General features: G+C 66.8%; 19 protein-coding genes and 1 pseudogene. 7 read left to right on the forward strand and 13 right to left on the reverse strand.

Translation table 11 applies throughout. The annotated features are described in order from the left end of the window. The first annotated feature begins 184 nt into the window (after positions 1-184). The 6 genes from ACZ7OI_RS17795 to sbnA all read left to right on the forward strand — a co-directional run bounded on the left by ACZ7OI_RS17795 (position 185) and on the right by sbnA (position 10,457). Positions 185-772, forward strand: a complete 588-nt coding sequence (locus ACZ7OI_RS17795; protein WP_470265293.1) for a nitroreductase family protein — start codon at positions 185-187, stop codon at positions 770-772. A gap of 1,535 nt (positions 773-2,307) precedes the next feature. Then, positions 2,308-4,809, forward strand: coding sequence for a Pls/PosA family non-ribosomal peptide synthetase (locus ACZ7OI_RS17800; RefSeq protein ID WP_470265294.1), 2,502 nt, complete (start codon positions 2,308-2,310; stop codon positions 4,807-4,809). Between the two features lie 32 nt (positions 4,810-4,841). Then, on the forward strand, positions 4,842-7,325 hold the full coding sequence (locus ACZ7OI_RS17805) for a non-ribosomal peptide synthetase (RefSeq protein WP_470265295.1): 2,484 nt from the start codon (positions 4,842-4,844) through the stop codon (positions 7,323-7,325). Between the two features lie 35 nt (positions 7,326-7,360). Further along, a complete protein-coding gene (locus tag ACZ7OI_RS17810; protein WP_470265296.1) occupies positions 7,361-8,374 on the forward strand; it encodes a TauD/TfdA family dioxygenase in 1,014 nt (337 codons plus the stop codon). Further along, entirely contained in the window at positions 8,371-9,438 is a 1,068-nt protein-coding gene (sbnB, locus tag ACZ7OI_RS17815) for a 2,3-diaminopropionate biosynthesis protein SbnB (RefSeq protein ID WP_470265297.1), read from the forward strand. The genes ACZ7OI_RS17810 and sbnB overlap by 4 nt, the downstream gene beginning before the upstream one ends. A 44-nt stretch (positions 9,439-9,482) precedes the next feature. Continuing rightward, the gene (gene sbnA, locus ACZ7OI_RS17820) at positions 9,483-10,457 is read left to right on the forward strand and encodes a 2,3-diaminopropionate biosynthesis protein SbnA (protein WP_470265298.1); all 975 of its coding nucleotides are present in this window, start codon (positions 9,483-9,485) and stop codon (positions 10,455-10,457) included. Between the two features lie 51 nt (positions 10,458-10,508). Here sbnA and ACZ7OI_RS17825 read toward each other — a convergent pair whose 3' ends face one another. From ACZ7OI_RS17825 to ACZ7OI_RS17855, 7 genes are all read right to left on the reverse strand, one after another. After that, the gene (locus ACZ7OI_RS17825; protein WP_470265299.1) at positions 10,509-11,681 is read right to left on the reverse strand and encodes a L,D-transpeptidase; all 1,173 of its coding nucleotides are present in this window, start codon (positions 11,679-11,681) and stop codon (positions 10,509-10,511) included. Between the two features lie 435 nt (positions 11,682-12,116). After that, a complete protein-coding gene (locus tag ACZ7OI_RS17830) occupies positions 12,117-12,455 on the reverse strand; it encodes a hypothetical protein (RefSeq protein WP_470265300.1) in 339 nt (112 codons plus the stop codon). Next, positions 12,452-12,799, reverse strand: a complete 348-nt coding sequence (locus ACZ7OI_RS17835) for a BlaI/MecI/CopY family transcriptional regulator (RefSeq protein ID WP_470265301.1) — start codon at positions 12,797-12,799, stop codon at positions 12,452-12,454. Before ACZ7OI_RS17835 ends, ACZ7OI_RS17830 begins: the two co-directional genes overlap by 4 nt. A gap of 86 nt (positions 12,800-12,885) precedes the next feature. Then, on the reverse strand, positions 12,886-13,833 hold the full coding sequence (locus ACZ7OI_RS17840; RefSeq protein WP_470265302.1) for a cation diffusion facilitator family transporter: 948 nt from the start codon (positions 13,831-13,833) through the stop codon (positions 12,886-12,888). A gap of 73 nt (positions 13,834-13,906) precedes the next feature. Next, positions 13,907-14,398 carry a M23 family metallopeptidase gene (locus ACZ7OI_RS17845; RefSeq protein WP_470265303.1) on the reverse strand — a complete coding sequence of 164 codons (492 nt, stop codon included), beginning with the start codon at positions 14,396-14,398 and terminating at the stop codon, positions 13,907-13,909. A 39-nt stretch (positions 14,399-14,437) separates the two neighbouring features. After that, positions 14,438-15,178, reverse strand: coding sequence for an SDR family NAD(P)-dependent oxidoreductase (locus tag ACZ7OI_RS17850; RefSeq protein WP_470265304.1), 741 nt, complete (start codon positions 15,176-15,178; stop codon positions 14,438-14,440). A gap of 26 nt (positions 15,179-15,204) precedes the next feature. Beyond that, positions 15,205-15,948: an SDR family NAD(P)-dependent oxidoreductase gene (locus ACZ7OI_RS17855; protein WP_470265305.1), complete on the reverse strand. Its 744-nt coding sequence runs from the start codon at positions 15,946-15,948 to the stop codon at positions 15,205-15,207. Positions 15,949-16,026: 78 nt separating this feature from the next. Between ACZ7OI_RS17855 and ACZ7OI_RS17860 the strand changes: the two genes are divergently transcribed. After that, positions 16,027-16,839 carry a helix-turn-helix transcriptional regulator gene (locus ACZ7OI_RS17860; protein ID WP_470265306.1) on the forward strand — a complete coding sequence of 271 codons (813 nt, stop codon included), beginning with the start codon at positions 16,027-16,029 and terminating at the stop codon, positions 16,837-16,839. A 1-nt stretch (position 16,840) separates the two neighbouring features. Here the strand turns inward: ACZ7OI_RS17860 and ACZ7OI_RS17865 are convergent, their stop codons facing one another. From ACZ7OI_RS17865 to ACZ7OI_RS17890, 6 genes and pseudogenes are all read right to left on the reverse strand, one after another. Further along, positions 16,841-17,170, reverse strand: a complete 330-nt coding sequence (locus ACZ7OI_RS17865; RefSeq protein WP_470265307.1) for a hypothetical protein — start codon at positions 17,168-17,170, stop codon at positions 16,841-16,843. Between the two features lie 822 nt (positions 17,171-17,992). Continuing rightward, positions 17,993-18,397, reverse strand: coding sequence for an enediyne antibiotic chromoprotein (locus ACZ7OI_RS17870; RefSeq protein ID WP_470265308.1), 405 nt, complete (start codon positions 18,395-18,397; stop codon positions 17,993-17,995). Between the two features lie 278 nt (positions 18,398-18,675). Continuing rightward, positions 18,676-19,716, reverse strand: a complete 1,041-nt coding sequence (locus ACZ7OI_RS17875) for a winged helix-turn-helix transcriptional regulator (protein ID WP_470265309.1) — start codon at positions 19,714-19,716, stop codon at positions 18,676-18,678. Between the two features lie 707 nt (positions 19,717-20,423). Further along, entirely contained in the window at positions 20,424-20,684 is a 261-nt protein-coding gene (locus ACZ7OI_RS17880) for a hypothetical protein (protein WP_470265310.1), read from the reverse strand. A gap of 1,355 nt (positions 20,685-22,039) precedes the next feature. Then, positions 22,040-22,921: pseudogene (locus tag ACZ7OI_RS17885) on the reverse strand (IS5 family transposase). A gap of 504 nt (positions 22,922-23,425) precedes the next feature. Further along, positions 23,426-24,076, reverse strand: coding sequence for a response regulator transcription factor (locus ACZ7OI_RS17890; RefSeq protein WP_470265973.1), 651 nt, complete (start codon positions 24,074-24,076; stop codon positions 23,426-23,428).

The following is a 24,076-nucleotide window of genomic DNA, read 5'->3' on the forward strand; positions in this document are numbered from 1 at the left end:
GGGGGTACCACTCCCCCCCCCCCTCCGGGCCGGGCCTTCCCCCCCCCCCCCACGCCGACTTAAAGGCGATCCCGCCCGCGACGGCGAAGCCGGCGCCATCAAACACAGTCCTGCCGCACCACCAACCCAAACCCGAGAGAAACCCGCTACAGTAACCCCCCCAAACTTCCTCCAGGGGGCAGCGATGGAGTTTCAGGAAGTCGTGCGGCGCAGGCGGATGGTGCGCAAGTTCACCGACGAGCCGGTGTCCGAGGACAGCCTCCGGCGAATCATGCGCAACGCGCTGCGCGGACCCTCCGCCGGGTTCTCGCAGGGACAGGCATTCCTGGTCCTGCAGGGCGACGACGTGCGGCGGTTCGCCGGCATCCTCGAGTCCTGGACGCTGGACGAGAGCCTCAAGGCCGCGCCGGTGATCGTGATCCCGTTTTCGGTGAAGGACGTCTACCTCGACCGTTACGCCCAGCCGGACAAGGGCTGGACCGACCGCAGCGAGGACCACTGGCCGGTGCCGTTCTGGTATATCGACACCGGCATGGCCGTCCTGCTGATCCTGCAGACCGTGGTGGACGAGGGGCTCGGCGCGGTGTACTTCGGCATCGGCGCGGAGGATTTCGCCAAGGTGCGCACCGAATTCGGCGTGCCCGAGAGCCACGAACCGGTCGGCGCGATCGCCATCGGCCACGACGCCGACGCCAAGATTTCCGCAGGCGCCTCCCCGGCCTCTCGCAGGCGGAAGCCGGAAAGCGAGACGGTCCACTTCGGACAGTGGTAGCGCGGCGCGCGGCATCCGCCGGTTCCTCGAGCCACACCAAGCCGGGTTCGTCGACCGAGCCGCAGTCGCCGGTCAGACAAGCTCGCTGGGGCGCGAGTTCCCGGACGGCAGCGATGCGTTCCGACGCGTAACGGCAGCCAAGGGCCAGGCCGTCGCCGGTGAGCGCGATTTCTCCGCGCTCACCGGCCGGTACCGTTCTGGTGCCGTCCCACACCGCGACGCTGGTGCCCGCGACCGCGCGGCCCAGCGGGATGCTGCGTCCACGACAGCGGCGAACAGTTCCAGGCCGAAGACAGTCCCGACGTCACCACGGCACAGAGAGTGACAGCAGCCGGACCCAGCGGACGCATCCGCCCGCCGCGACCAGCCGAGTGGCTGCCCGGTGCGGCGAGGCCACCGCCGTCGAGTCCGAAGTCCAGAACACTGTCGCCGGATCGGCCGGTCGCAAGGCGCGAGTCCGTCGCCGGGCTCCCGGAGGCGTTCTACCGGCACGTGGCCGATCGATGCCGCGGCCAGGGCGCGTCGCCGGTGACGGCTGTCCGGACACCAAGGCGGCGAGCCGGGTTTCGGAGGCGTGCACGTCCAAACGGTAATCGTTTTCGTAAATGCAACATCAAACATTGCCGCATCACCCGAATCCCAGGGCGGACGGGACAGCCAACTCCCCCTTTCCTCCTGGCGCGATCCAGGAAATCCGGACAACACGAAAATGTTTCAATACAGCCGGAAACCCAGAAGAAGCGACATAATCACCACTACCGGACCGACGCCTCGCCCCACCTGCCGCCGGACGCGGAAATACCGCTCTCGGCCGTTTCCTCCCGGGAAGCGCCCCGCGGGCCTTCCGGCAGGCACCGCCCCAGCCGAAGCACCTGCGACGAATCCCCGGCAGAGCAGTCCGACACCCCCCGAACAGCGCAACGAAATCATCCGTTTGCCGCGCACATCACCTCGATGGCACAAACCCACGACGCGAGACGACAATTCCCTCGAAAGTGCCATCAATCCCGCGAAGCAGCACTTGCATATTCCGGTCCGGCGCGGAATGTCACCGAATTCGAGGACCAAGGAAACTTGACGGGCGCCCTCAGCGAGCACGACGAGCCCCGCCCGCCGCGCCGGACCCCCTCCGCACAGCGACTTCGCGCCACTCGTCGTGCCACGGATTTCACCCCAGCGGAGCAGTCCCACCTCCACCAACCGGGGAATTCCGCCCCCGAAAGCGGGGAAATCCTGGTAACATCGCCCGTGCGGAGGATCGGTTTGCGGTAAATGCACGACGACGATCAGGCTTCCCCGGAACCCTTCGCCGGACCGTCCCGGATCCGTCGACAACCGCCACTGGCTGTTGAAAAATAAAGGGTATTCACGGCATAGGTCCCCTTTGCCAGATTAATGGTTCTTTACGTGGTCTAGACCTCAATCCCGGCTCGTGCCGCATTTGTCAACCGGGACTCGCATCGAACAGGTCACGAAATTGTCAACTCCGACGTCCGTAGGTTACGTCGGCGTTACATCCACCGATCATTAGGCATATGGATCTCACCGAGTACCCGACCGCCCGCCCCGGTCCGGCACCCGACACCGAAGAAGCATTTGCTCAGGTGATGGCCGATGTCACCGGGCAGGAAAAAGTGTCGGTCGACAGCAACTTCTTCGCCGATCTCGGGGCCAACTCGCTCGTGATGGCACAGTTCTGCGCGCGAGTGCGCAAGCGTGCCGATCTTCCCGCCGTCTCCATCAAGGACATTTACCGGAATCCGACCATCGCCAGTCTCGTCTCCGCTTTGGCCGAAACCGAAGAGATCCCGGCCGAGGCGCCGGCGCCTGCTCCCGCCGAGCCGCCGAAGAGGGCGAGCCGGCTCGAATACTTCGGCTGCGGGACGCTGCAGCTGCTGATCTTCTTCGCCTATTCCTATCTCGTGGCCCAGGTGCTCGGCGTCGGCACCGGCTGGATTCTGGCCGGCACCGGCGTGCTCGACTACTACCTGCGCTCGGTGGCCTTCGGGGCCGTGGTGCTGGCGGTGCTGTGCACCCTTCCGATCGCGCTCAAATGGATCCTCGTCGGCCGCTGGAAGGCGGGAGAGATCCGCACGTGGAGCCTCGGCTACGTCCGGTTCTGGGTGGTCAAGACGCTCGTCCAGCGGAACCCGCTGGTCCCGCTGTTCGTCGGCTCCCCGCTCTACTCGCTGTACCTGCGCGCGCTGGGCGCGAAGATCGGCAAGGGAGTCACGATCTTCTCGCGCTTCGTCCCGGTGTGCACCGATCTGCTCGCCATCGGGGAAGGCACGGTGATCTGCAAGGACACCTACTTCACCACCTACCGCGCACACGACGGCGTGATCCGGACCGGCCCGGTCGCGATCGGCGCGCACTCCTACGTCGGCGAGATGTCCGTCATCGACATCGAAACCCGGCTCGGCGCCAACGCCCAGCTCGGGCACGCCTCGTCCCTGCACGCCGGGCAGACGGTCCCGGACGGGCAGAGCTGGCACGGAGTCCCCGCCGTCCCCGCCGACGTGCACTACCGGCGCGTCGAACCGCGGGCCTGCGGCAGCGTCCGGCGGGCGCTGTTCGCCGTGCGCCAGGCCCTGACCGCGTTCCTCCTGCTGGCCCCGGCCGTCCTCGGCCTGGTCGGCTTCGTGCTGAACACGCTGCCGAACCTCAGCCCGGCGATGGGGCTCGGCACGGCCGTCCTGGACTTCAGCAACCCGAAGTTCTACTGGAAGGCCCTCGTCGTCTCCTTCATCCTGTACTTCGGCCTGCGGCTGACCGGCTTCCTGATCGTCACGTTCGTGCCGCGGCTGCTGAACCTCGCGCTCAAACCCGGCGAGGTCTACCCCCTCTACACTTTCCGCTACACCGCGCACCGCGCCATCCGCGTGCTCACCAACCTGCGGTTCTTCAAAACGCTTTTCGGCGACAGCTCCGCGATCGTGCACTACCTGCGCGCGGTGGGCTGCAAGGTGTCCAAGAAAGAACAGACCGGGTCCAACTTCGGCCTCGACGAGAAATACGAGAACCCGTACCTCTTCTCCTCCGGCTCGGGCACGATGGTCGCCGACGGCCTGTCGGTGATCAACGCCGAGTACACCAACACCTCGTTCCGGCTGTCGCGGGTGCACGTCGGGGCGCAGAACTTCCTCGGCAACCACGTCGCCTACCCCGCCGGAGCGAAGACCGGCGACAACTGCCTGCTGGCCACCAAGGTCCTGGTGCCGCTCGACGGCCCGGTGCGCGAGGGCGTCGGCCTGCTCGGCTCCCCCAGCTTCGAAATCCCGCGCTCGGTGGAGCGCGACAGCCAGTTCGACCACCCGAAAACCCCGGAGGAATTCCGGCGCAGGCTGGCCGCCAAGACCCGGCACAACGCCGGGGGCATGCTGCTGTACGCCCTGTCCCACTGGCTGTTCTTCTACGGGCTGCTGCTGCTCACCTGGGCCTCGGACGTCTACTACGACCTGATCGGCCCGCCGCTGTTCGCGATCGACACGGCCGCGATGCTCCTCTACGGCATGCTCTATTTCATCGCCGTGGAACGGATCACGGTGTTCGTCCGGCCGATGCGTCCGGTGTCGTGCTCGATCTACGACCGGCGGTTCTGGCGGCAGGAACGGTTCTGGAAGGCGGCCGCGGCGGGCGCGATCTTCCGCGCGCTCGACGGGACCCCGTTCAAGCGCGTGATGTGGCGGCTGCTGGGCGTCAAGGTCGGCAAGCGGCTGTTCGACGACGGCGCGATGATCATCGAGAAGACGCTGGTGCGCATGGGAGACGACGTCACCCTCAACATCGGGTCCGTCGTCCAGTGCCATTCGCAGGAGGACGGCGGTTACAAGATGGACCGCATCTCCATCGGCAGCGGCTGCGTCGTCGGCACCGGCGCGCTGGTGCATTACGGCGTGACGATGGGCGACGGCTCGACGCTCGCCCCCCATTCCTTCCTCATGAAGGGCACTGAGGTCCCGGACCGCGCGCACTGGGGCGGGAACCCCGCGCACGAGATCCGGGCCCGCCGCCGTCAGCTGGCGGGGAAATCGTGACGGAGCAACGACAACCACGGGAAGGACGACCCATGAGAACCGGACTGGGAGCGGGCCGCGAGCACTGGCGCGAGGTACTCACCGCCGGCGGCCGCACCAGCGTCCCGCGCTGGACGCTGGACCCCGGCTCCGCGATCGGCGACCACGAGACGCCGATCCCCCGGGGGATCGCGGCCGGGCTGCGGCTGCTGGCCGAACAATTGCGCGTGCCGCTGAGTTCGGTGCTGCTCGCCGCGCACGCCAAGGTGCTCGCCGCGCTGTCGGGCGAGCCGCAGGTGTGCACCGGCTACGTCGCCGGGCCCGGCGGGGCGCCGCTGCCCTGCCGGCTGAGCACCGAACCCGGCACCTGGCGCGAGCTGATCGAGCACACCGCGGAGATCGACGCGCAGACGTGTGCGCTGCGGGACTTCCCGGTCGACGAACTGCGCGCCGAACTCGGCATCGCCGCGCCGCCGTTCGAAACGGTCTTCGACCCGACCGGCACCGCGGGGGACCTCGCCGGGGACACCGTGCTGCAGCTGGACGTCTCGCCGGATCTGGAGACGCTGCGGCTGCGCTTCCGCACCGAGGTGCTGGATTCCGAAAGCGCCGAACGCATTCTCGGCTATCACCTGAGCGCGCTCGCGCTGATCCGCACCGATGTCAGGGCGTCGCACCGCGAAACGACCCTGCTGTCGTCCGCGGAACTCAAGCTGCAGCTGGAAGGCCTCGCCGGGCCGCACGTCGAGGTCCCGGATCTGCGCTGCCACGAGCTGTTCCAGCGCAGCGTCGCCAGCCGCCCGGACGCGATCGCGGCGGTGCACGGCGACCGGAAGTGGACGTACCGGGAGCTCAACGGGCGCGCCAACCGCCTGGCGAGGGCGCTGGTGGCACGCGGGCTGCGCCGCGAGGGCGTCGTCGCGGTGGTGACCGAACGCAATCTGGACTGGATGGCCGCCGTGCTCGCGGTGTTCAAGGCGGGCGGCGTCTACCTGCCCATCGAGCCGCATTTCCCCACCGACCGCATCGCGACCACACTGCGCCGGGCCGACTGCGAGCTGGTGCTGACCGAACAGGGCAGCACGACCACGCTGCGCAAGGCCGTCGAATCCCTGCCCGGCGTGCGGACCGTGTTCGTGGACGCCGCGTACGAGGAGGACCACTCCGAAGAAGACCTCGGCATCGCCGTCGATTCCGGACAGCTCGCCTACATCTACTTCACCTCGGGCTCAACAGGCGAGCCGAAGGGCGCGATGTGCGAGCACGCCGGGATGGTCAACCATCTCTACGCCAAGATCAACGACCTGGGCATCACCGAGGACTCGGTGGTGGCGCAGGTCGCGCCGCAGTGCTTCGACATCTCGCTGTGGCAGCTGGTCTCCGCGCTGCTGGTCGGCGGGCGGACGCTGCTGATCGAACAGGACGTGATCCTGGACGCCGACCGGTTCGTCGACCGGCTCGGCAGCGGCGGTGTTTCGGTGCTGCAGATCGTGCCCTCCTACCTCGAGGTCGTCCTGTCCGCGGTGGACAAGAACCCGGTCGCGCTGCCCGACCTGCGCTGCGTGTCGGTGACCGGCGAGGCGCTCAAGACCGAACTGGCGCAGCGCTGGTTCGCGACGATGCCGGACATCAAGCTCGTCAACGCTTACGGCCTCACCGAAACCTCGGACGACACCAACCACGAGGTGATGGACCGCGCGCCGGTGCGGGAGCGCGTGCCGCTCGGGCCGCCGGTGCAGAACGTGCGCGTGTACATCGTCGACGAGAAGCTCGACCCGGTCCCGCTCGGCGCGCCCGGCGAGATCGTGTTCTCCGGGGTGTGCGTCGGCCGCGGCTACATCAACGATCCGGAACGCACCGCGCGGGCGTTCACCACCGACCCGCACCGGCCCGACGCCCGGCTCTACCGCAGCGGCGACCACGGCCGCTGGCTGCCCGAGGGCAAGGTGGAATTCCTCGGCAGGCGCGATTCGCAGGTCAAAATCCGCGGTTTCCGGATCGAGATCGGCGAAATCGAGAACACGCTGCTGCGGGTGCCCGGCGTGCGCGACGGCGCGGTGGTCGTGGCCGAACGCGGGCAGAGCAAGCGGCTGGTCGCGTTCTACTCCAGCGGCGAGCAGCTCGACCTCGAACTGCTGCGGGAACAGCTCGGCGCGGCGCTGCCCGAGTACATGCTGCCCTCGGCTTTCCACTGGCGGGAGCAGTTGCCGTTGACCGCCAACGGAAAGATCGACAAGAAGAACCTCGCCGCGCTCGCCGTCGAACTCGACGCGGCGGAAGAGGACTACGACGAGCCGGTCACCGAAACCGAACGGCGGCTCGCCGGAGCCTGGGCGCAGGTGCTCGGCGTCCGGTCCGGTCAGATCGGCCGCCGGGACAGCTTCTTCGGCCGGGGCGGCACGTCGCTGTCCGCGGTGAAACTGGCGATCGCGCTCGACCGCGCGGTCTCGATCAAGGACGTCGCCAAGCACCCGGTGCTCGCCGACCTGGCCGCGCTGATCGACAGCCGGTCCGGCTCCTCGTCCTGCCCCTCCTGACCCGATCCCACGGCGGAAATCGAAAGGATTCCACGATGTCGTTGTCCAAGTTCCTGCCCAAGACGTCCCCGCCCGAGCCGGTTTTCTGTCCCGGGCTGCCCGCGGTGCTGCGGGCCGAGGCAGGCGGCAACCCGGCCGGCTGGGCGAGCACGCACCGGGAGACGGTGCGAAGACTCGTCGCCGAATACGGCGCGGTGCTCGTCCGCGGTCTCGGGCTCGCCGAACAGACCGCGGTCGCGGCCGTGTTCGGGAGGCTGACCGACCTGCTGATGACCGAGCGGGAGGCCTTCGCGCCGCGCGCGGCCTACCCCGGCGGGGTGCACTCCTCGACGGAATGGCCGCCGAACCAGCCGATGTGCATGCACCACGAACTCAGCTACACCCTGGAATTCCCGGGCCTGATGCTCTTCGCCTGCGTCAGCCCGCCGTCCTCGGGCGGCGTCACCGGGGTCAGCGATTCCACCGCCGTGCTGGCCTCGCTGCCCGCGGACCTGCGCGCGCGGTTCGAGCGCGACGGCTGGCTGCTCACCCGCAGCTTCAACGACGAGATCGGGGCGTCGGTCGCCGAAGCCTTCGGCACCGAGGACCGCTCCGCGATCGAGGACTACTGCCGCGCCAACCGGATCGAGTTCGAATGGCAGCCCGACGGCGGGCTGCGCACCCGGCAGCGCCGCAACGCAATCGTCGGGCATCCGGTCACCGGGCAGCCCTGCTGGTTCAACCAGATCGCCTTCCTCAACGAGTGGACGATGGCGCCCGAGGTGCACGAGTACCTGGTCGACATCTACGGAGCGGACGGGCTTCCGTTCAACACCCGCTTCGGCAACGGCGACCCGATCGGCGAGGACGTCGTGCACCTGCTCAACGAGGTGTACGAGGAGCACACCGTCCGCGAACCGTGGCAGGCGGGTGATCTCCTCCTGGTCGACAACGTCCGCACCGCGCACAGCCGGGACGCCTACGAGGGCCCGCGCGAGGTGCTCGTCGGGCTCGCCGACCCGGTACGACTTTCCGACTGCTCGCTCGCTGCCGAGGGGAAAACCCAGTGACCACGCAATCCTTCACCGCCGGATCCGCGTCCGCGGGGCCGGTCGCCGTGCCGCCCTTCGCGGTGATCTCCGGCGCCCAGGTCCAGCAGGCGCTGGCCGGGCGCGAACGGGAGGTCGTCGACCTCGTCGAGACCGCCTACCGGGTGCACGGCTCCGGCGATTCGGTCAACCCGCCCTCGTATTTCCTGCGCTTCCCGGACCGTCCGGCCGACCGGATCATCGCCCTTCCCGCCTCGCTCGGCGGGAAGACGAACGTCGCGGGCCTGAAGTGGATTTCCAGCTTTCCGGGCAACGTCGCCGCCGGGATCCCGAGGGCGTCGGCGGTGCTGATCCTGAACGACCTCGCGACCGGTTATCCTTTCGCCTGCTTGGAAAGCTCCATCATCAGCGCCACCAGGACGGCCGCCTCCGCCGCGCTCGCCGCGGACTGGCTCAGCCGGACGCGGGAACGTCCCCGGCGGGTCGGGTTCTTCGGCGTCGGCCTGATCGCCCGCTACATCCACACCTTCCTCGCCGGGACCGGCTGGGAGTTCGACGAAATCAACGTGCACGACCTGCACGCCGACAGCGCCGCCGGTTTCCGCGGCTACCTGGAGCAGTCCGGGTTCGCCGGCGACATCAGCGTGCACGACACGGCCGAAGGCCTGATCCGCGACAGCGATCTGGTGATCTTCGCGACCATCGCCGGCGAACCGCACGTGCACGATCCCTCGTGGTTCTCGCACAATCCGTTGGTACTGCACGTTTCCTTGCGCGATCTGGCCCCGGAAGTCCTGCTGGCGTCGGCGAACATCGTCGACGACGTGGACCACTGCCTGAAGGCCAACACTTCGCCGCATCTGGTCGAACAGCGCACCGGAAGCCGGGATTTCCTGCTCGGCACCCTGGACGACGTGCTGTCCGGCCGGATCAGCCCGCCCGCCGGCCAGCCGCTGATCTTCTCCCCGTTCGGGCTCGGCGTCCTCGACCTCGCCGTCGGGGCCTTCGTCCACGAGAGAGTGTCCGACGCCGGCGGACTGCACGTCATCGAGGACTTCTTCCACGACCTGCGCCGGTATGGCTGAGCGCCGTCCGCCCCTGAGCTTTTGTTTCTGACGAGGAGAAAACTGTGCCAGTCATCACCGTTCCCGAAGCCTTCAACGAGGAGGCGCTGTACGTCGACCTCCGCTGGAGTTTCGGCTATTCGCTGTTCCTCAAGTGCGAGGGCTTCAATTTCGCCGGCTCCATCAAGCTGAAGGCCGCCACCGAAATGGTCGACGCCGCCGAACGCGACGGCCTGCTGCGGCCGGGCTCGATCATCGTCGAGTCCTCTTCGGGCAACCTCGGCGTCGCGCTGAGCATGATCGCGGCGAGCCGGGGGTACAAGTTCCTGTGCGTCACCGATTCCCGCTGCAACCTCGCGACCCGCCGCGCCATCGAGGCGCTCGGCAACGAGGTGCACATCATCACCGAACCCAGCCCCGAGGGCGGTTTCCTCGGGGCGCGCATCGACCACGTGCGCATGCTGTGCGCGTCGGACGAGCGCTACGTGTGGCTCAACCAGTACACCAACCCGGACAACTGGGGAGCGCATTTCCACCGCACCGGGCCGGAGATCGCCGCCGCGTTCCCCGCCCTCGACGTGCTGTTCGTCGGCGCGGGCACCACGGGCACCCTGATGGGCTGCGCGCGGTTCTTCCGGCAGTGGCACCGTCCGGTGCGGATCGTCGCGATCGACAGCGTCGGCTCGGTGACCTTCGGCGGCCCGGCGGGCAGGCGGATGCTGCCGGGACTGGGCACCAGCGTGCGCCCGGCGATCCTCGACGAGTCCTATGTGGACGACGTGGTCCTCGTCGAGGAGCCGGATTCGGTCCGGGCGTGCCACCGGCTGGCGCGCAACGGATTCCTGTTCGGCGGCTCGACCGGGACGGTCGTCAGCGGGGCCACCAGCTGGCTGTCCGAACACGACGCGCACCACCTGACCGCGGTGGCCGTCGCCCCCGACCTCGGCGAGCGCTACCTCGACACGATCTACCAGACCAACTGGCTGCAGGGCATCTACGGAGAGGACGTGCTTTCGCCGCAGCCCCGCCAATCCGTCTGATCCGCGCGGGCGGCGCACCGGCATCCTCCGGTGCGCCGCGCCCCGGCGGGATCAGACCTTCTTCTGCCATTCCTCCCAGCTGAAGCGCCAGTCGGTCCAGCCGTCGCCGGGTTTGAGGTCCACTCCGGTGTCGGAGACCGTCACGACGTCCCCGCGATGGGAGTTCTCGTAGAACCACTTCGCGTTCTCGACGCTGACGTTGAGACAGCCGTGCGAAGTGTTGGAGTGTCCTTGCTGCCGGACCGACCACGGCGCGGAGTGCAGGAACTGGCCGGAGTTGGTGAGCCGCAGCGCGTATTTGACCGTGGTGCGGTAGCCGCCCGGCGCGTCGGTGGGCACGCCGTACGTGCTGGAGTCCATTGTGTACGGAGACTGCACGGTCATGATCAGCATGGTGCCCGAAACGCTGCGCGCCGACGGCTTGCCGAGACTGACCGGCGAGGTCAGGACGAGCTGGCCGTCCTTGTACGTCCGCATCTGCTTTTCGTTGTCCGACACCTTCGAGATGATCGACGGGCCGGTCTTGAACGTGATCTTGCGGTCGGCCTTGCCGAACACCCCGTTGCCGAGCGCGCGGCCGGCGATCTTGATGTCGAGGACGATCGTGGAATACGCGGGCCAGTATTCCTTGGTCCGGTAGTGCACCTCGTCGTCGCCGAACCAGCGCCACGCCCCGGTGGCGGGCTTGTCGGACGTGACGGTGAGCAACTTCTCCGCGGCGGCCTTGTCCGAGACCGGCGCGGAGAACTTGATCGTGATCGGCATGCCGACGCCGGTGGTCTCGCCGTCGAGCGGGATCACCGACGGATACGCCTGCGCTTTGGCGGTCGCCGTGGTGAAGGTGCTGGTGCGGGTCACCGGATTGCCGTCCGCGCCGACGGAACGGGCGGTCAGCGTGTATTTCGTGCCGTATTCCAGCGGCTTGCTGCTGTTCCAGCGCTGCTTCGCCGGGTCCATCTCGCCCGGAACCGCCGCGCCGTCCGCGGCGGCGACGGTGACGTCGCTGAGCGTGGACCCTCCGGCTACCGCGGTGACGGGCTCACCGGGAGCGACGTCGGTGGCGCCGTCCTTCGGCCCGAGGTCAAGGGTCGCGGGCACCGGGGCGGCGGTGCTCTTCTTGTCGTCGCCGGGGCCACGACCCGGATCCGGCGCGGCCGTGCACCCCGCCGTCAGCACGAGTCCGGCGAGGATCCCCGCGATGATCTGCGTTTTTCGCCCCAGCACCTGATCTGCCCCCGTTCGCGATTACTAACGGACATAGTAGTCATAGCGGTCAGGCGTGGAGCAGAGCGGGAGTCGCCGTCCCAGCTCCGGCGAGACCGTGCTCACCGAGAGTAACGCCGCAGTCGCGAGGGCGAGAATGCTGGTCAGCGCACTCCCATGACCGCGGGCGAGGTGCTCGAGCCGGAGTGCCGTAGCCGCCGAACACACCGGATGCATCCGGTTCCAACGCCGCGCTGACGATCGCCGGTCCATGCCGGCCGCGGCGTCCGCGCTCAATTCCACCGCGAGTTCCGGCTCGGAAAGATCCTTTGCGAGACCTTCGGAAAGCACGACGAGATCAGGCTTTCCGGTGATTCTGCAGGCGAGCTTCTCCTCCGACGGCAGCCACCACACTCCCGCCCTGGCCCGGTACACCGTCGACAATGCCGCGAAATGTCACCGAAGCTGATGCCGGTACCGGCGGATCGATGCCAGCGCAAACGCTCCCGCCGCGAACAGCGCGCCGGACACGCCGAGCACCTCGTCCAGATGCAGAACTTCGTGGCGGCGCAAGGTGTCGAGCCGCAGCCACGCGACAAACCGCCGCGCCGACTCGTGCCCTGGTCCGAACGCCGCCGCACCGGCTCCAGCGGCGATCATACTGCCCAGCAACAGGATCCACACGACAAACCGCATCGGTGCGCGCATCCGCGCCCGCAACATCCGGCGCAGCAGTGCCGGTCCGCAGAATCCCACCATCGCCGCAGCCACGACGAGCGCCGCGGAGACGATCACGAGCGCTTCCGCAACCCGCGCCGCAACGCCTCCCGCTCGCCCTCGGACGCCGACTGCGCGAAATGCAGCAGCACCCCTTCGGGATCGCCGACGTCGGCAAGCAGATTCCGCATCGCCCGAGCCGCGGCTTCCTCGCGCGAGAGTGCCGGCGTATAGCAGTAAGCGCGACTGCGCTTTTCGCGTTCCGCCCAGCCCTTGCCGTGCAAATGATCGAGCACGGTGAGGACAGTCGTGTAAGCCAGGTCCCGGTTCAGCTCCTCCAGCACTTCGCGGACCGTGCGCGCTTCGCCCGCGCGCCACAAGACGTCCATCGCCGCCGATTCCAGCTCGCCGAGTCCCTGCACGCCACGCATCCTAGGGCTCGCTCGTCCCGCGTCGTCGGCGGTTGTTTCCGCGAGTGGGTTGCATGCGGTTCCTTGCGTTCGCGAGTTCAGCTCCGCCCGGTGAACCGGTAAGTCGGCCCGTGCGACCCTTCGCAGTGCTCGGCACGGGCCTCATCGACGTGATCCACCTGCAGCGTCGTGTGGTCCAGCCGATGCCGGGACCGCATGATCTCCTCGATCCCCGCCCGCACCGCGTGGCAATCCGCCGCGGGCCGCACCAGCACGTGCGCGGACAGCGCGGGCTCGCCCGAAGTGATCTGCCAGATGTGCAAATCGTGCACCTGCACCACATCCGGCACCGACGCCACCTGCTCGCCCACCACCTCCGGATCGATTCCGGCGGGCGCCGCCTCCAAGAAAATCCGGCCGGACTCCCGGACCAGCCCCCACCCCGCCTTCGCCATCAGCGCGGCGACCACCAGCGCCGCGATCGCGTCGGCACGAGCGAACCCGGTCAGCCACACCACGGCACCGGCCACCGCGGTCGCGATAAACGCGTACAGGTCGTTGAGGATGTGCTGGAACGCGCCCTCGACGTTCAGGCTCGACCGGTTCGCCCGGCTGATGCACCAGCTCGCCGCGACGTTGACGACGATCCCGGCCAGCGCCGTCACGAGCACCAGCGCGCCCTGGACTTCCGGCGGATCGATCAGCCGGGTCGCCGCCTCGTAGAGGAACCACGCGGTCAGCAGCAGCAGGGTGATCCCGTTGGCCTGCGCGGACAGGATTTCCGCGCGCTTGAGCCCGTAGGTGAACCCGCCCTTCGCCGGACGAGCCGCCAGCCGGATCGCGACCAGCGCGAGCACGATCGACGCGGCGTCGGTCAGCATGTGGCCCGCGTCGGTGATCAGCGCGAGCGACCCGGCGATCAGGCCGACGACCAGCTCGACTGCCATGAACCCGACGATCAGCACCAGCGCCCGCACCAGCCACTTGCGGTCCGCGCCCGCCGCCACCCCGTGCCCGTGGCCGTGCCCCGTCTTGTGCTCGCTCACACCGCACCGCCCCTGACATATAGTGAAACGTGCATGTATTGTCGCGCACGCCCCGTCGGACGTCCACCGAGGGTCACCCGCCCGGTTCGATCCGCACGCCGAGGCCCCGCAGCCAGCGCAGCGGATCGGTCTTGCGCTCCCCCGCCGCCTGGACCTCGAAGTGCAGATGCGGACCCGCCGACTGCCCGCGATCGCCCACCTCGGCGATCACCTGCCCGGCCGAAACCGAGTAACGGTTGATGTGCCCGTACACCGTGACGGTCCTGTCCTCATGCCGGACGCGCACCCACAGCCCGAACCCGCTCGCCGGACCAGCCTCGACAACCGTCCCGGCGAGCGGAGTCCGGACCGGAGTGCCGATGGCGTTCGCGACGTCCAAGCCGTAGTGGGTCGTTCCCCTGCGACCGCCGTAGTTCGAGGTGATCGTGCCGGTCACCGGCGCGTACGCACGGGGCTGCTCGGCTTTCTCGCGCTCTCGCCCTTCTCGCTCGCCACGCGTCCTGGCCGCGAACCCGGCCAGGACGAGACCCGCGCCCAGCCCTCCGCGAGCCTTCCTGCGAGCCATGGCGCTCTCGATCTACTATGGAATATAGTAGATGAGGCTTCAGTACGCCGTGAGCCCGCCGTCCACGACCAGTTCGGTTCCGGTGACGAACGAGGATTCGTCGCTGGCCAGGAAAAGCATCGCGCACGCGACCTCGGCCGGGCTGCCCGCGCGGCGCATCGGCGTGCGGACGATGTCGGGCTGCTGATCGCCCTGGTCGTCGAGCAGGTCCTGGATCATCGGGGTGGCGATGACGCCCGGATGCACCGAATTGACCCGGACCCCGCGCGTCGCGTACTCGACGGCGGCGGTCTTGGTCAGCAGCCGCACCGCCCCTTTGGACGCCTGGTACGCGGCAGCCGCGCCGCTGCCGACCAGGCCCAGCACCGAAGAAGTGTTGACGACCGACCCGTTGCCGGAGGCGCGCAGCAGCGGCATCGCGGTCTTCATCCCGAGCCAGGTCCCGGTCTGGTTGACCGCGATCACCCGGTCCCAGGCATCCGGCGCTGTTTCCTCGATCCCGGGCCAGTCCACGATCCCCGCGATATTGACCAGGACGTCAAGGCGGCCGAAGCGCTCTTGAGTCCGCTCGACAGTCTCGCGCCAGTTCTCCGGCGAGGACACGTCCAGCACCTCGGCCAGCACGTCCGTCTCCAGCCGCGCCGCGAGCTTCTCCAGGGCCGCCCGGTCGACATCGGTGACGACCAGGCTGGCCCCCTCTCGCGCGAACAATTCCGCGGTGGCTTGTCCGATCCCGCCGGTCGCTCCGGTGAGCAACGCGACCTTGCCGCTGAGCCGCATGGTGTTTTCCTTTCGCAGGAGGGAAATCAAGCCGCGGTGTAGCCGCCGTCGGCAGCCACGACCGCGCCGGTGACAAACGCGGACCGCGGCGAGGCCAGGAACCCGATCACCTCGGCGATCTCTTCCGGCTGCGCGACCCGGCCGAGAGGATGGGCGTCGCCGAAGGACCGCAGATACGCCCGGCTGTCGGCGCGGAAGGTGTCGAGCAAATCGGTCTCGATCACGCCCGGGGCAACAACATTCGCGCGAATTCCGTGCGGAGCGCCTTCCAACGCGAGCACCTTCGTCAACTGCGCCAGCGCGCCTTTGGACGCGCTGTAGGCTGCCGCTTCGGCCAGCCCCACCGTGCAAGCGAACGAGCCGACAGTGACGATCGCTCCCCCGCCGTTGTCGCGCATCACCCGAAACGCCTCGCGCGCATGCAAAAACGCTCCGCGGGCGTTGACGGACATCACTTCGTCCCAATCGGCCGCAGTCGTCTCGGTGACCGGTTTGTTCACCGAACGACCAGCGTTGGCGACCAGAATGTCGAGCCCGCCGAACCGCTCGAGCGCCACGGCCGCCGACCGCACCGCGACGTCCTCTTCGGACACATCGCCGACCAGCACAGCCACCCCGTCGAACCGATCGGCGAGCTCCCGCACCGCAGGCCGGACGTCGGTCGCCAGCACCCGTGCTCCGTGCTCGTGCAGCCACGCGACCGTCGCCGCGCCCACCCCGCGCGCCGCACCCGTGACCAGGGCAGTCTTTCCCGCCAGTTCTTTCGTCATGCCGACCAGTCTCAGCGGCGACGGATCTCGTTGGCAGGACGTGCCACACCCACCCAGCCGCCGCCTACCCTGATGGGCATGGGCAGTACGGAACTGGGCGACTTCCTGCGGGCGCGCCGCGCACAACGCTCCCCGGAGGACGCCGACGTGCGCTACTCCGGCCGACGCAAAGTCCCGGGCCTGCGCCGCGAGGAAGTCGCCGTGCTCGCCGGAGTGAACGTCGACTACTACACCCGCCTGGAACAGGGCCGCGAAACCCGCCCGTCACCCCAGGTGCTCGACGCCCTCAGCCGCGCCTTGGACCTGGACCCCGACGCCCGCGAACACCTGTACCGCCTCGCCGGCACCGCCCCGCCCGATCTGCCGTCCCCAGCGCCCCAGACCGTGAGCCCCGAACTGCGGCAGCTCATGGACAGCCATCCGCACGCGCCCGCGTTCGTGCTCAACCGCGTCCTGGACATCCTGGCCGCGAACACCCTCGCCGACGCCCTGTTCTCCCCGTTCACCGCAGCCGACAACCTGGCGAGAATGACGTTCCTAGACCCAGCGGGACGGCAGTTTTACGCCCGCTGGGACTGGACCGCCCAGGCCACCGTGGCGAACCTGCGCACAGCAGCGGGAGACCCCGCCCTGCCGGGGTTGGCAGCGGAACTCAGCGCAGGCAGCGAACAGTTCCGGACGCTGTGGGAAACCCATCCCGTACGCGGAAAAACCCGCGAGCCCAAGCATCTCGTGCATCCGGCGGTCGGGCCGCTGACGCTGACATATCAGGCGTTCGACGTGCGCAGCGCACCCGGCCAGCAGTTGATCGTCTATCAGGCCGAGCCCGGCAGTTCCAGTGCGGACGCACTCTCGTTGTTGCGGAGTGTTCCGTTACCGGCGCGCCGATAGATCACAGAACGAGCTCCGCCTGCTTGCCAGCTAAAACGCGCTTCGCCCAGCGGAGCGCGAAGTGGCCTGCGACAGCGAGTACAACCCCGCTCGCCACGACCAGCCAGACCGGCGCGCCCGCGTTCAGCACAGCGATCACCACGAACGCATCCAGCAGAGCGACCAGGGTGAATCCGACGTGCTCCACATATGCAGGAGACAGCGGACCGACCGATCGCAGCCTCCTGGCGAGGATGCCTCGGGCCACCAACACCGCCGCCAGCAGCACGAACGCGGCGAACAGTACGCGAGCGCCCGGGATCAGCGCGGTCCACTCGGCCGCTACCGCCACATTGACAGGCAGATAACGCCAACGATGCCACAACGTCTGCAATTGAAGCTTTCAAGGCCAGCTTTATGACGTTCTCAAACCTAAACCGGAAGGTGAGCCCGACGAGCAGCCTTATCGCGATCGCGACAAACCGATTAAGTTTCTGCGAACTGGCGCTCATGCCAGGATCCGACCTTGGCCCAGAGGGGCCTCAGCTTGCTTCGACTACGAACGCTCCGATGAAGAATCCCAATTCAGAAGCGTTGCCGTCCTTCGGTGACGCTACCCGCTAGTGAACCTGCGCCGCACGGGACAAGCATCAGCGCCCTCGCCTTGCCGACACCAGACGATCCCGACAACGGCAGAAATCCTTGACTCACGACGAGCGTGAGTTTCCCGGACGCCGTACTACCCGCACCGCGGGTCCAAAATCACATTTGACTACGGCTTTCCATCGGGTCCAGTAAGAGGCGTATCGTTCAATTCGGTGTCGAGCACCACATACACGGTGATGAGCATCGCGTACACCAGCTCGCCCCGGCGGATTGCGTCCGCAACGAACGAGGCGAATTCCTTGCTACCAAATTATGCGCGTCACGACTCGACGAAACGAAGCCGAAAGCTCAGCCGACGCCAGCGCAAATCGGGCTATCGGGCAGAACGACGGAGATCATTGCAGCCAAACACTGACAGCGCGGTCAACTTCAGAACAGTCTGACGGCAGCGGACGCACGCGACACCGATGATCACGCGCACGTGGATCGCCCAACCGCCCGCCCAACGGGAGAAACGGCGCTGCCCCAGCCGATGGACTGGAGCAGCGCAGTCAAGCAGCTTCTCGGGTCAGTTGAACGAGATCGTCGCGGCCGCGTGCTCGCTTAACGAATCATTGGTGACACCGACTCCGCACACCAAAACGGAACAGTCCACCGAGCCGTACGGACTTCCGTCGATCTTCACCCCCTGAAAGGTCTTCGTCACGACCAGATTGCCGGACAGGCCACCGTTCGCGTCAGTGGTCGCGTGCTGCGATGTAGCTTGCGCGCACACGACGTCACTGCCTATATCCGCACACTCGCCGACCCGCACCTGCTCGTTGCCGGTGAACCCGGACGCCGCATAAGAGACGGTGTCGCCGCTGTTGAGACCGGTGGACGGTGTCACCGTGACAGCCTGCGGACCGGCCAGCGGCTCGGCCGCAGCAACGGACTGCCCGAGCGCGACCAGCCCGAACGAGAAAGCAAACACGGAAGCCCCAAGAGCGCATCGACGACCAGTTGAATTCATTTTTACCCCATTCCAGGAATAACTAAATAGACACTTACCATGAATTTCCACTGCACCAGATTGGCAGATCTCATCTTAGCCAGGAAATCATGCAAAGTCCACCCAGCACTACTCGGTTTCTAATCAACAAAACAGTGAGGCGAAATAATCAGAAAGAATTCATTTCCGGTCACACCCGAAACGACCGGCCCAAACGACGAAACGGGCGCGCACGCCCGCCGGGCAGCGAACTCGCTGGGTCATCCGGCCGTCCCGTCCGCCCTTTCGACCGCCAGCCGTTCCGAGAACTTCTGCCACATCTCCGCGCAGCCCTCGGCTAGCCCCAGCACCGTTTCCTTGCAGTGGTCAGGCACGTTGTCGATGATCCGCTCCCACTCCTGCTCGGTGACCGCATTGACGTCCAGCAAGCGCAGCAGCATCCGGCCCACCCCGCTCAACCGCAGGGACGGATCCCCGCGCAGGCCGCGAAGGACCAGCGCCCGCTCTTGGGCGAAGATCCGGTCCGTTGATCCGTCGCCGTCAGCCGGCCGGCGACCGCGGCCGGACTGATCGGTCGCGCGGCGCAACCGTTGCGGCACCGGATCGTCCCCGCGGCGAATCCTGGCCAGAACGTCGCGGACCGTCCCCGGGGAGAGACCCGCGGCGCGGGCGATGTCACGCAGCGAAGCGTCCGGATTCTCCGCGATCAGGCGAGCAGCCAACTCCCTGCCGCCCGCACTGTTGATCGGCCGCACACGACCGTCACGGCCAACCCTGCTGTGCGTCTGAGCGTCATGCCCGGTTGCACGCTGCCGGAGCCCGCCGACAGTGTGCGGCGACAGCCCGGCAGCGGCGGCGATCACCCGATCCGACCAGTTCGGATAGGAGGCGATGATGCGAGCCGCCGCCGCCGTCCGGTCCGCGAGCGAAAGGGGCAAACCATGACTGATGTTCTCGCGCACCCCGAGAATATAAGCCGCGGTTTCGTCCCCGTCGAAAAAAAGAACTTCAATATCCACAGCACCGCGCAACACCTGAGCCCGCAGCCGGTGCATTCCGTCAATCACCCTCATTGTGCCCTGCTGCACAATAATCGGCGGAAATTCAGCACCCGATTCAGCCAGAGTTCGAACGTGATCGTCGTTCTCACCTTTTATCCTCGGCGAGTCAGCGGGCAGAAGTTCTCTTATCGGCACTCGAACCGGTGCCCGGCGGCGAACTTCTTCCGCCACGGAAGGCACTGTTTTAACTTCGTCGTCGACCAGAATAGTTTTATGAAATACAATCGAAGACTCGGCCACACTCCCCCCTCCTCGTGCATCAACAACATAGTTATACGCACAAACGCAATACAAACTATCAACTCGTCTCGGCTTCTCGATTCCTCCACATGAGCATGCCTCGCACGTCCGAATGGCCTAACAGAAACATTCGAGCCGGTTTTTCGCCATGCAACTCCATATTCGACATGGTGATCCCTTCAAGTCAATCGGTCAAGCAGGTCGGAATCGCAGTGTCAAGACTGCCGATCTGGTACGAATTCTGCTGTTTTGCCAGCGCAAAAGATCTCGGACAGCAGCGACAGACAGGGGCGATCGGCGTTCCTGACCGGCCAACTCCTGAAGTTCCTGCAGTAAGCTGATCACGTTCCCCAGTTCGACAAAGGTGAAGGCAGTGATGCGAGCTGCGCTCGGTGAAGATCTGATGCCGCCGCAGGACGGGTTGACCCACCTGCTCAAAGCGCCTGGGCGCACCGGCGTCGTCACGGTCGGCAACGGACCCGGACCAGAGAGCCGATCCGGCCACAACCGAATATCTCCACACTAGACTTTTGGACGCCGCCCGCCATGACCGAGGACAGTGATCGCCGCCCGGCGCGCGCATCCCAGGCTGTCAGCGCACGCCCTGTCCAGTGCATCAAGCCACTGCATGTCCGAGCGCTGCTGTCTACCCGGCTGGGCACGGTTGGCTATCTGCTCAGGGGAAAGAGTTTTCGGCCTCAGCCAGTTCATCGACGCGGTGCGCCAGGCCGCCGCGGCGGCACCGCCGTGAACCCGAGGTTGTCACCGAACTGCTCGTTCACGCTCGCGGGAGGCGCAGTATCGGCATTCTCAACCCGCGCGAACTGGATATTTTGAAACTGATAGACGAAGGCCGATCCAACGGCACCATCGCCACCTGCCTGTTCGTCACCGAGAAAGCGATGGCCAAGCACATACGACAGTATCTCGTCTTCGGAAAACGCTGCTCGCAGGTCATCGAAGACCACACTCGCAGCGTTCTCGCCCGGTGGCCTACTTGAACAGTTGACCAGACAGCTGACGGACCTCCATTCGCGCAGCCAGCGAAACCGGCCGCAGCTCGGTCCAGTTCGCTCCACATAGTCTAGGCAGGCCCCGGCGCGACGACGTCCCTGCACCGACATCCAAACCTCGGGAACGTCGAGAGGATACGGCTAAAGCCTGCGCTAATTATCCTCGCTTGCCAGCATCAGATTCACTATTTCCATCCTCAAACAAATTGCTCAGTTTAATTTCCTTCAGAAAACTCGCTGGCCGGGCGCCCGACAGTCCGCGAACGGAACCGAACAATGGACCGAAAGTATGGATACGTGCACGAAGAACGGGCACGCACCTCCTGTACTCTCAAGAGCACCTCGCAAACGAGAAATAGAATGCCAGTGAGGGAATCAGACACTCGCCATATACGAGTAATTGTTCGTTCTTCTGACGCACCCAACCGCCATTGCGACCATTCTTAAATTAGCGGTGAGCTGCGGCAGACTACCTACCCGTTACCAGCAGCAATCGAACATCGTATGACGGTCGGCTCCGTAACCGTCTGCCGGACGGCGCACCCCGCGCGCAGCAATGGCTTCGTGGGCGGATTCAAGACGCAGGCACCGGCTTCCGCTCCAGGATCGTTCGTTCGAGCCACCACTTCCCACTGCGATCCAAGGGGTCATGGCCGACCTCATGGGCGACCACTACGTGAACCGCGCTCTGCGCACACCGTTCCGAGGCGATCAACCGGCGGGGTTCCCCGCGTGCTCCAGCACCGCCGCACACGCTCAGGCATCGTTGGAGTCGGTTCCCCTCCTCCCCGAGCACCGAACGCACTGCTTCCCTCAAACCGAGTTTGAACGTCATGTCAAGCTCTCGAAATATGCTTGTGGTGCTTGCCCCTGGCGGTACCTGCGATCTGGCCTCGCCCGCTTCCGAACCCCGGCCGAGGTCAGGCACCCGCTCGCTCACGCCGCAGTTGCGCAGCCAACCGGCCTCCCTGGAGGGACGCACTGCGGACCTGGACGATCATACGCCAGGCATGATGAGGGAACGTGCGAATCAGGCAGGTAACTGGCAGCGTGTGAATAACATGCGACTCGCCGCTGGAACCAAACTGGTGAGATTTCTCCAAAGCGCTCAGCAGCCGATCACCCAGCACAAGGATGGTCGGCTTTCCTCGTCGAGTCCTGCCCCCGAGGCAGCCCTCCCCCGGCCTCTCGAACCGCTGGTTCCGCCAATAGCGCAGCCACCTCCCACCTGCCCCTCCCCCACATCGGCACGGCAGTCCTGCTGGGCGCGGGCCAATGCAGCCTGAGAGGGTGTTGCGAAACCTGGGTGGTCAGTCGTTGAGGTCTTGCGCTAAGCGGCGTGCGGCCTCGGTTTCGATCGGGCCGTGGGGTTCGATGTGTTCGTCGGCGAGGCGGGCGGCCATCAGCCGGATCATGGCGAACTGGATCATGGCCTCGGCGTGGGCGGTTGTGCGTTCGTAGTCGCGGGTCAAGCGCCTGCACCTCGTCAGCCAGCCGAAGGTTCGTTCCACCACCTATCTTCGGGGCAGCACCTGGAAGCCTCGCACATCCGCGTTCCGGGGCACCGCCACGATCTCCACGTTCGCCTGTCGGCGGGCCCAGTCCACCAGCGTCGTGTCTTTGGAGTTGACGTACCCGCCGTCGACCCACACCAGCTCCAGTCGCGGGTACCGTGCCCGGAGCCCGGCCAGCATGCGCCGGGCCCCGGCCCGGTCCTGCACCGAGGCGGAGTGCACGATCACGCTCAGCAGCAGCCTGATCGTGTCGACCAGCAGGTGCCGTTTGCGGCCCCGCACGCGTTTCCCCGCGTCGTATCCGACCTGCTCCCCGCCCTCGCTGGTTTTCACCGACTGCGAGTCCAGCACCGCGGCCGAGGGCTGCGGGTCCCGGCCCTCGCGGGTGCGGACTTCGTCGCGCAGCGCGTCGTGGATCCGGGCCCAGGTGCCGTCGGCGGTCCAGTCCGCGAACACCCGGTACGCCGTGTGCCACGGCGCGAGATCATGCGGCGCCAGCCGCCACGCGCACCCGCTGACCAGCACATAACTGATCGTGTCCACGACCAGCCGACGGGAGTGGACCCGCGGCCGCCCGCCCAGGCCCGGATGCGTCCGCGGCAGCAGCGGCTCGACCACCGCCCACTGCGCATCCGTCAACGACGAGCCATAAACCGGCTTACACGAACAAACACACACCCCACCCGATGATCACCACGCCACGCCGCTACCACCACCGACACACCGAGCGAACAACCAGGTTTCACAACACCCTCTGAGGTATGCGGCGCATCGACGAACCCACTCCGTCAGAGATCGAACAGATCGCTGATCTGTGTCGCAGGCGAAGGCTCTTGTACGGAGCCATTCCGGCAGTGCGGACCACACCATGGAGAGCTTCCTCGCACAGCCGCTGTCTTTACCGGCACGCCGTCCACGACGACGAACGCCTACCCGCTCCTCCAGACCTATCCGCTTAAAGTCGCTAAACCCGCCGCCTGCCCTCACCCTAGCGCGCACTCATTCCCGGCGAACTCGCCGAGATCAACACCTGCAGGTCCCCGAGCCCGAGGACGATCAGGCAGAGCCGACGCAGGGCCAGGGCCGGCGAGCGTGCCTTGTCTGTCACGCGTCCGTTGCCGCAGGTCGAGCATGTGGACCGACTTGAGGAACCCCGCGGACCGGACCCGATCCACAGGTGCGTCAGGGTACTTGGCGCAGGTAGGTGAGGACTGCCAGGACTCGTCGGTGAGTGTCGGGGGCGACGGGCAACTCCAGCTTGGCGAAGATGTTGCCGATGTGTTTGGCCACCGCCGCTTCGGTAACAGAGAGCTGGTCGGCTATCGCGGCATTGCTCGCGCCTTGGGCCATGTGGTCCAGCACTTCGCGTTCGCGGACTGTCAGACGGGAAAGGGCGGGGCTTTCCCGGTTCCTGGCGAGCAGCTGGCGGACCACCTGAGGATCTATGACCGTTCCGCCGGCGGCGACCCTGCGGATCGCGTCGGTGAGAACTTCGATGTCGCCAAGGCGGTCCTTCAGCAAGTAACCGATTCCCGCGGAGTCGGAGCTCAGGAGTTCGGCCGCGTAGGTCTGCTCCACGTATTGGCTCAGCACGAGCACTGGCAGCGTCGGCTGGGTGGTCCTCAGCCGCAGGGCCGCGCGCAGTCCTTCGTCGGTGTTTCCCGGGGGCATCCGCACGTCGGTGATCACCAGGTCGCATTCCGTCCGGCCGAGTGCGGCAAGGAGCTCCGGGGCCGTGCCCGCCTGGACGACCACTCGGTGGCCGTGGAACTCCAGGATTCGCACCAGTCCTTCCCGCAGCAGAACCGAATCCTCGGCCACCGCGATCCGCAG

It is taken from the genome of Amycolatopsis sp. NPDC114503, assembly GCF_055633655.1.

Excerpts from the sequence above, each read along its gene's own strand:
- ACZ7OI_RS17795 (WP_470265293.1), top strand. The coding sequence starts at position 185 with ATGGAGTTTCAGGAAGTCGTGCGGCGCAGGCGGATGGTGCGCAAGTTC.
- ACZ7OI_RS17800 (WP_470265294.1), top strand. The coding sequence starts at position 2,308 with ATGGATCTCACCGAGTACCCGACCGCCCGCCCCGGTCCGGCACCCGAC.
- ACZ7OI_RS17805 (WP_470265295.1), top strand. The coding sequence starts at position 4,842 with ATGAGAACCGGACTGGGAGCGGGCCGCGAGCACTGGCGCGAGGTACTC.
- ACZ7OI_RS17810 (WP_470265296.1), top strand. The coding sequence starts at position 7,361 with ATGTCGTTGTCCAAGTTCCTGCCCAAGACGTCCCCGCCCGAGCCGGTT.
- ACZ7OI_RS17845 (WP_470265303.1), bottom strand. The coding sequence starts at position 14,398 with ATGGCTCGCAGGAAGGCTCGCGGAGGGCTGGGCGCGGGTCTCGTCCTG.
- ACZ7OI_RS17850 (WP_470265304.1), bottom strand. The coding sequence starts at position 15,178 with ATGCGGCTCAGCGGCAAGGTCGCGTTGCTCACCGGAGCGACCGGCGGG.
- ACZ7OI_RS17855 (WP_470265305.1), bottom strand. The coding sequence starts at position 15,948 with ATGACGAAAGAACTGGCGGGAAAGACTGCCCTGGTCACGGGTGCGGCG.
- ACZ7OI_RS17860 (WP_470265306.1), top strand. The coding sequence starts at position 16,027 with ATGGGCAGTACGGAACTGGGCGACTTCCTGCGGGCGCGCCGCGCACAA.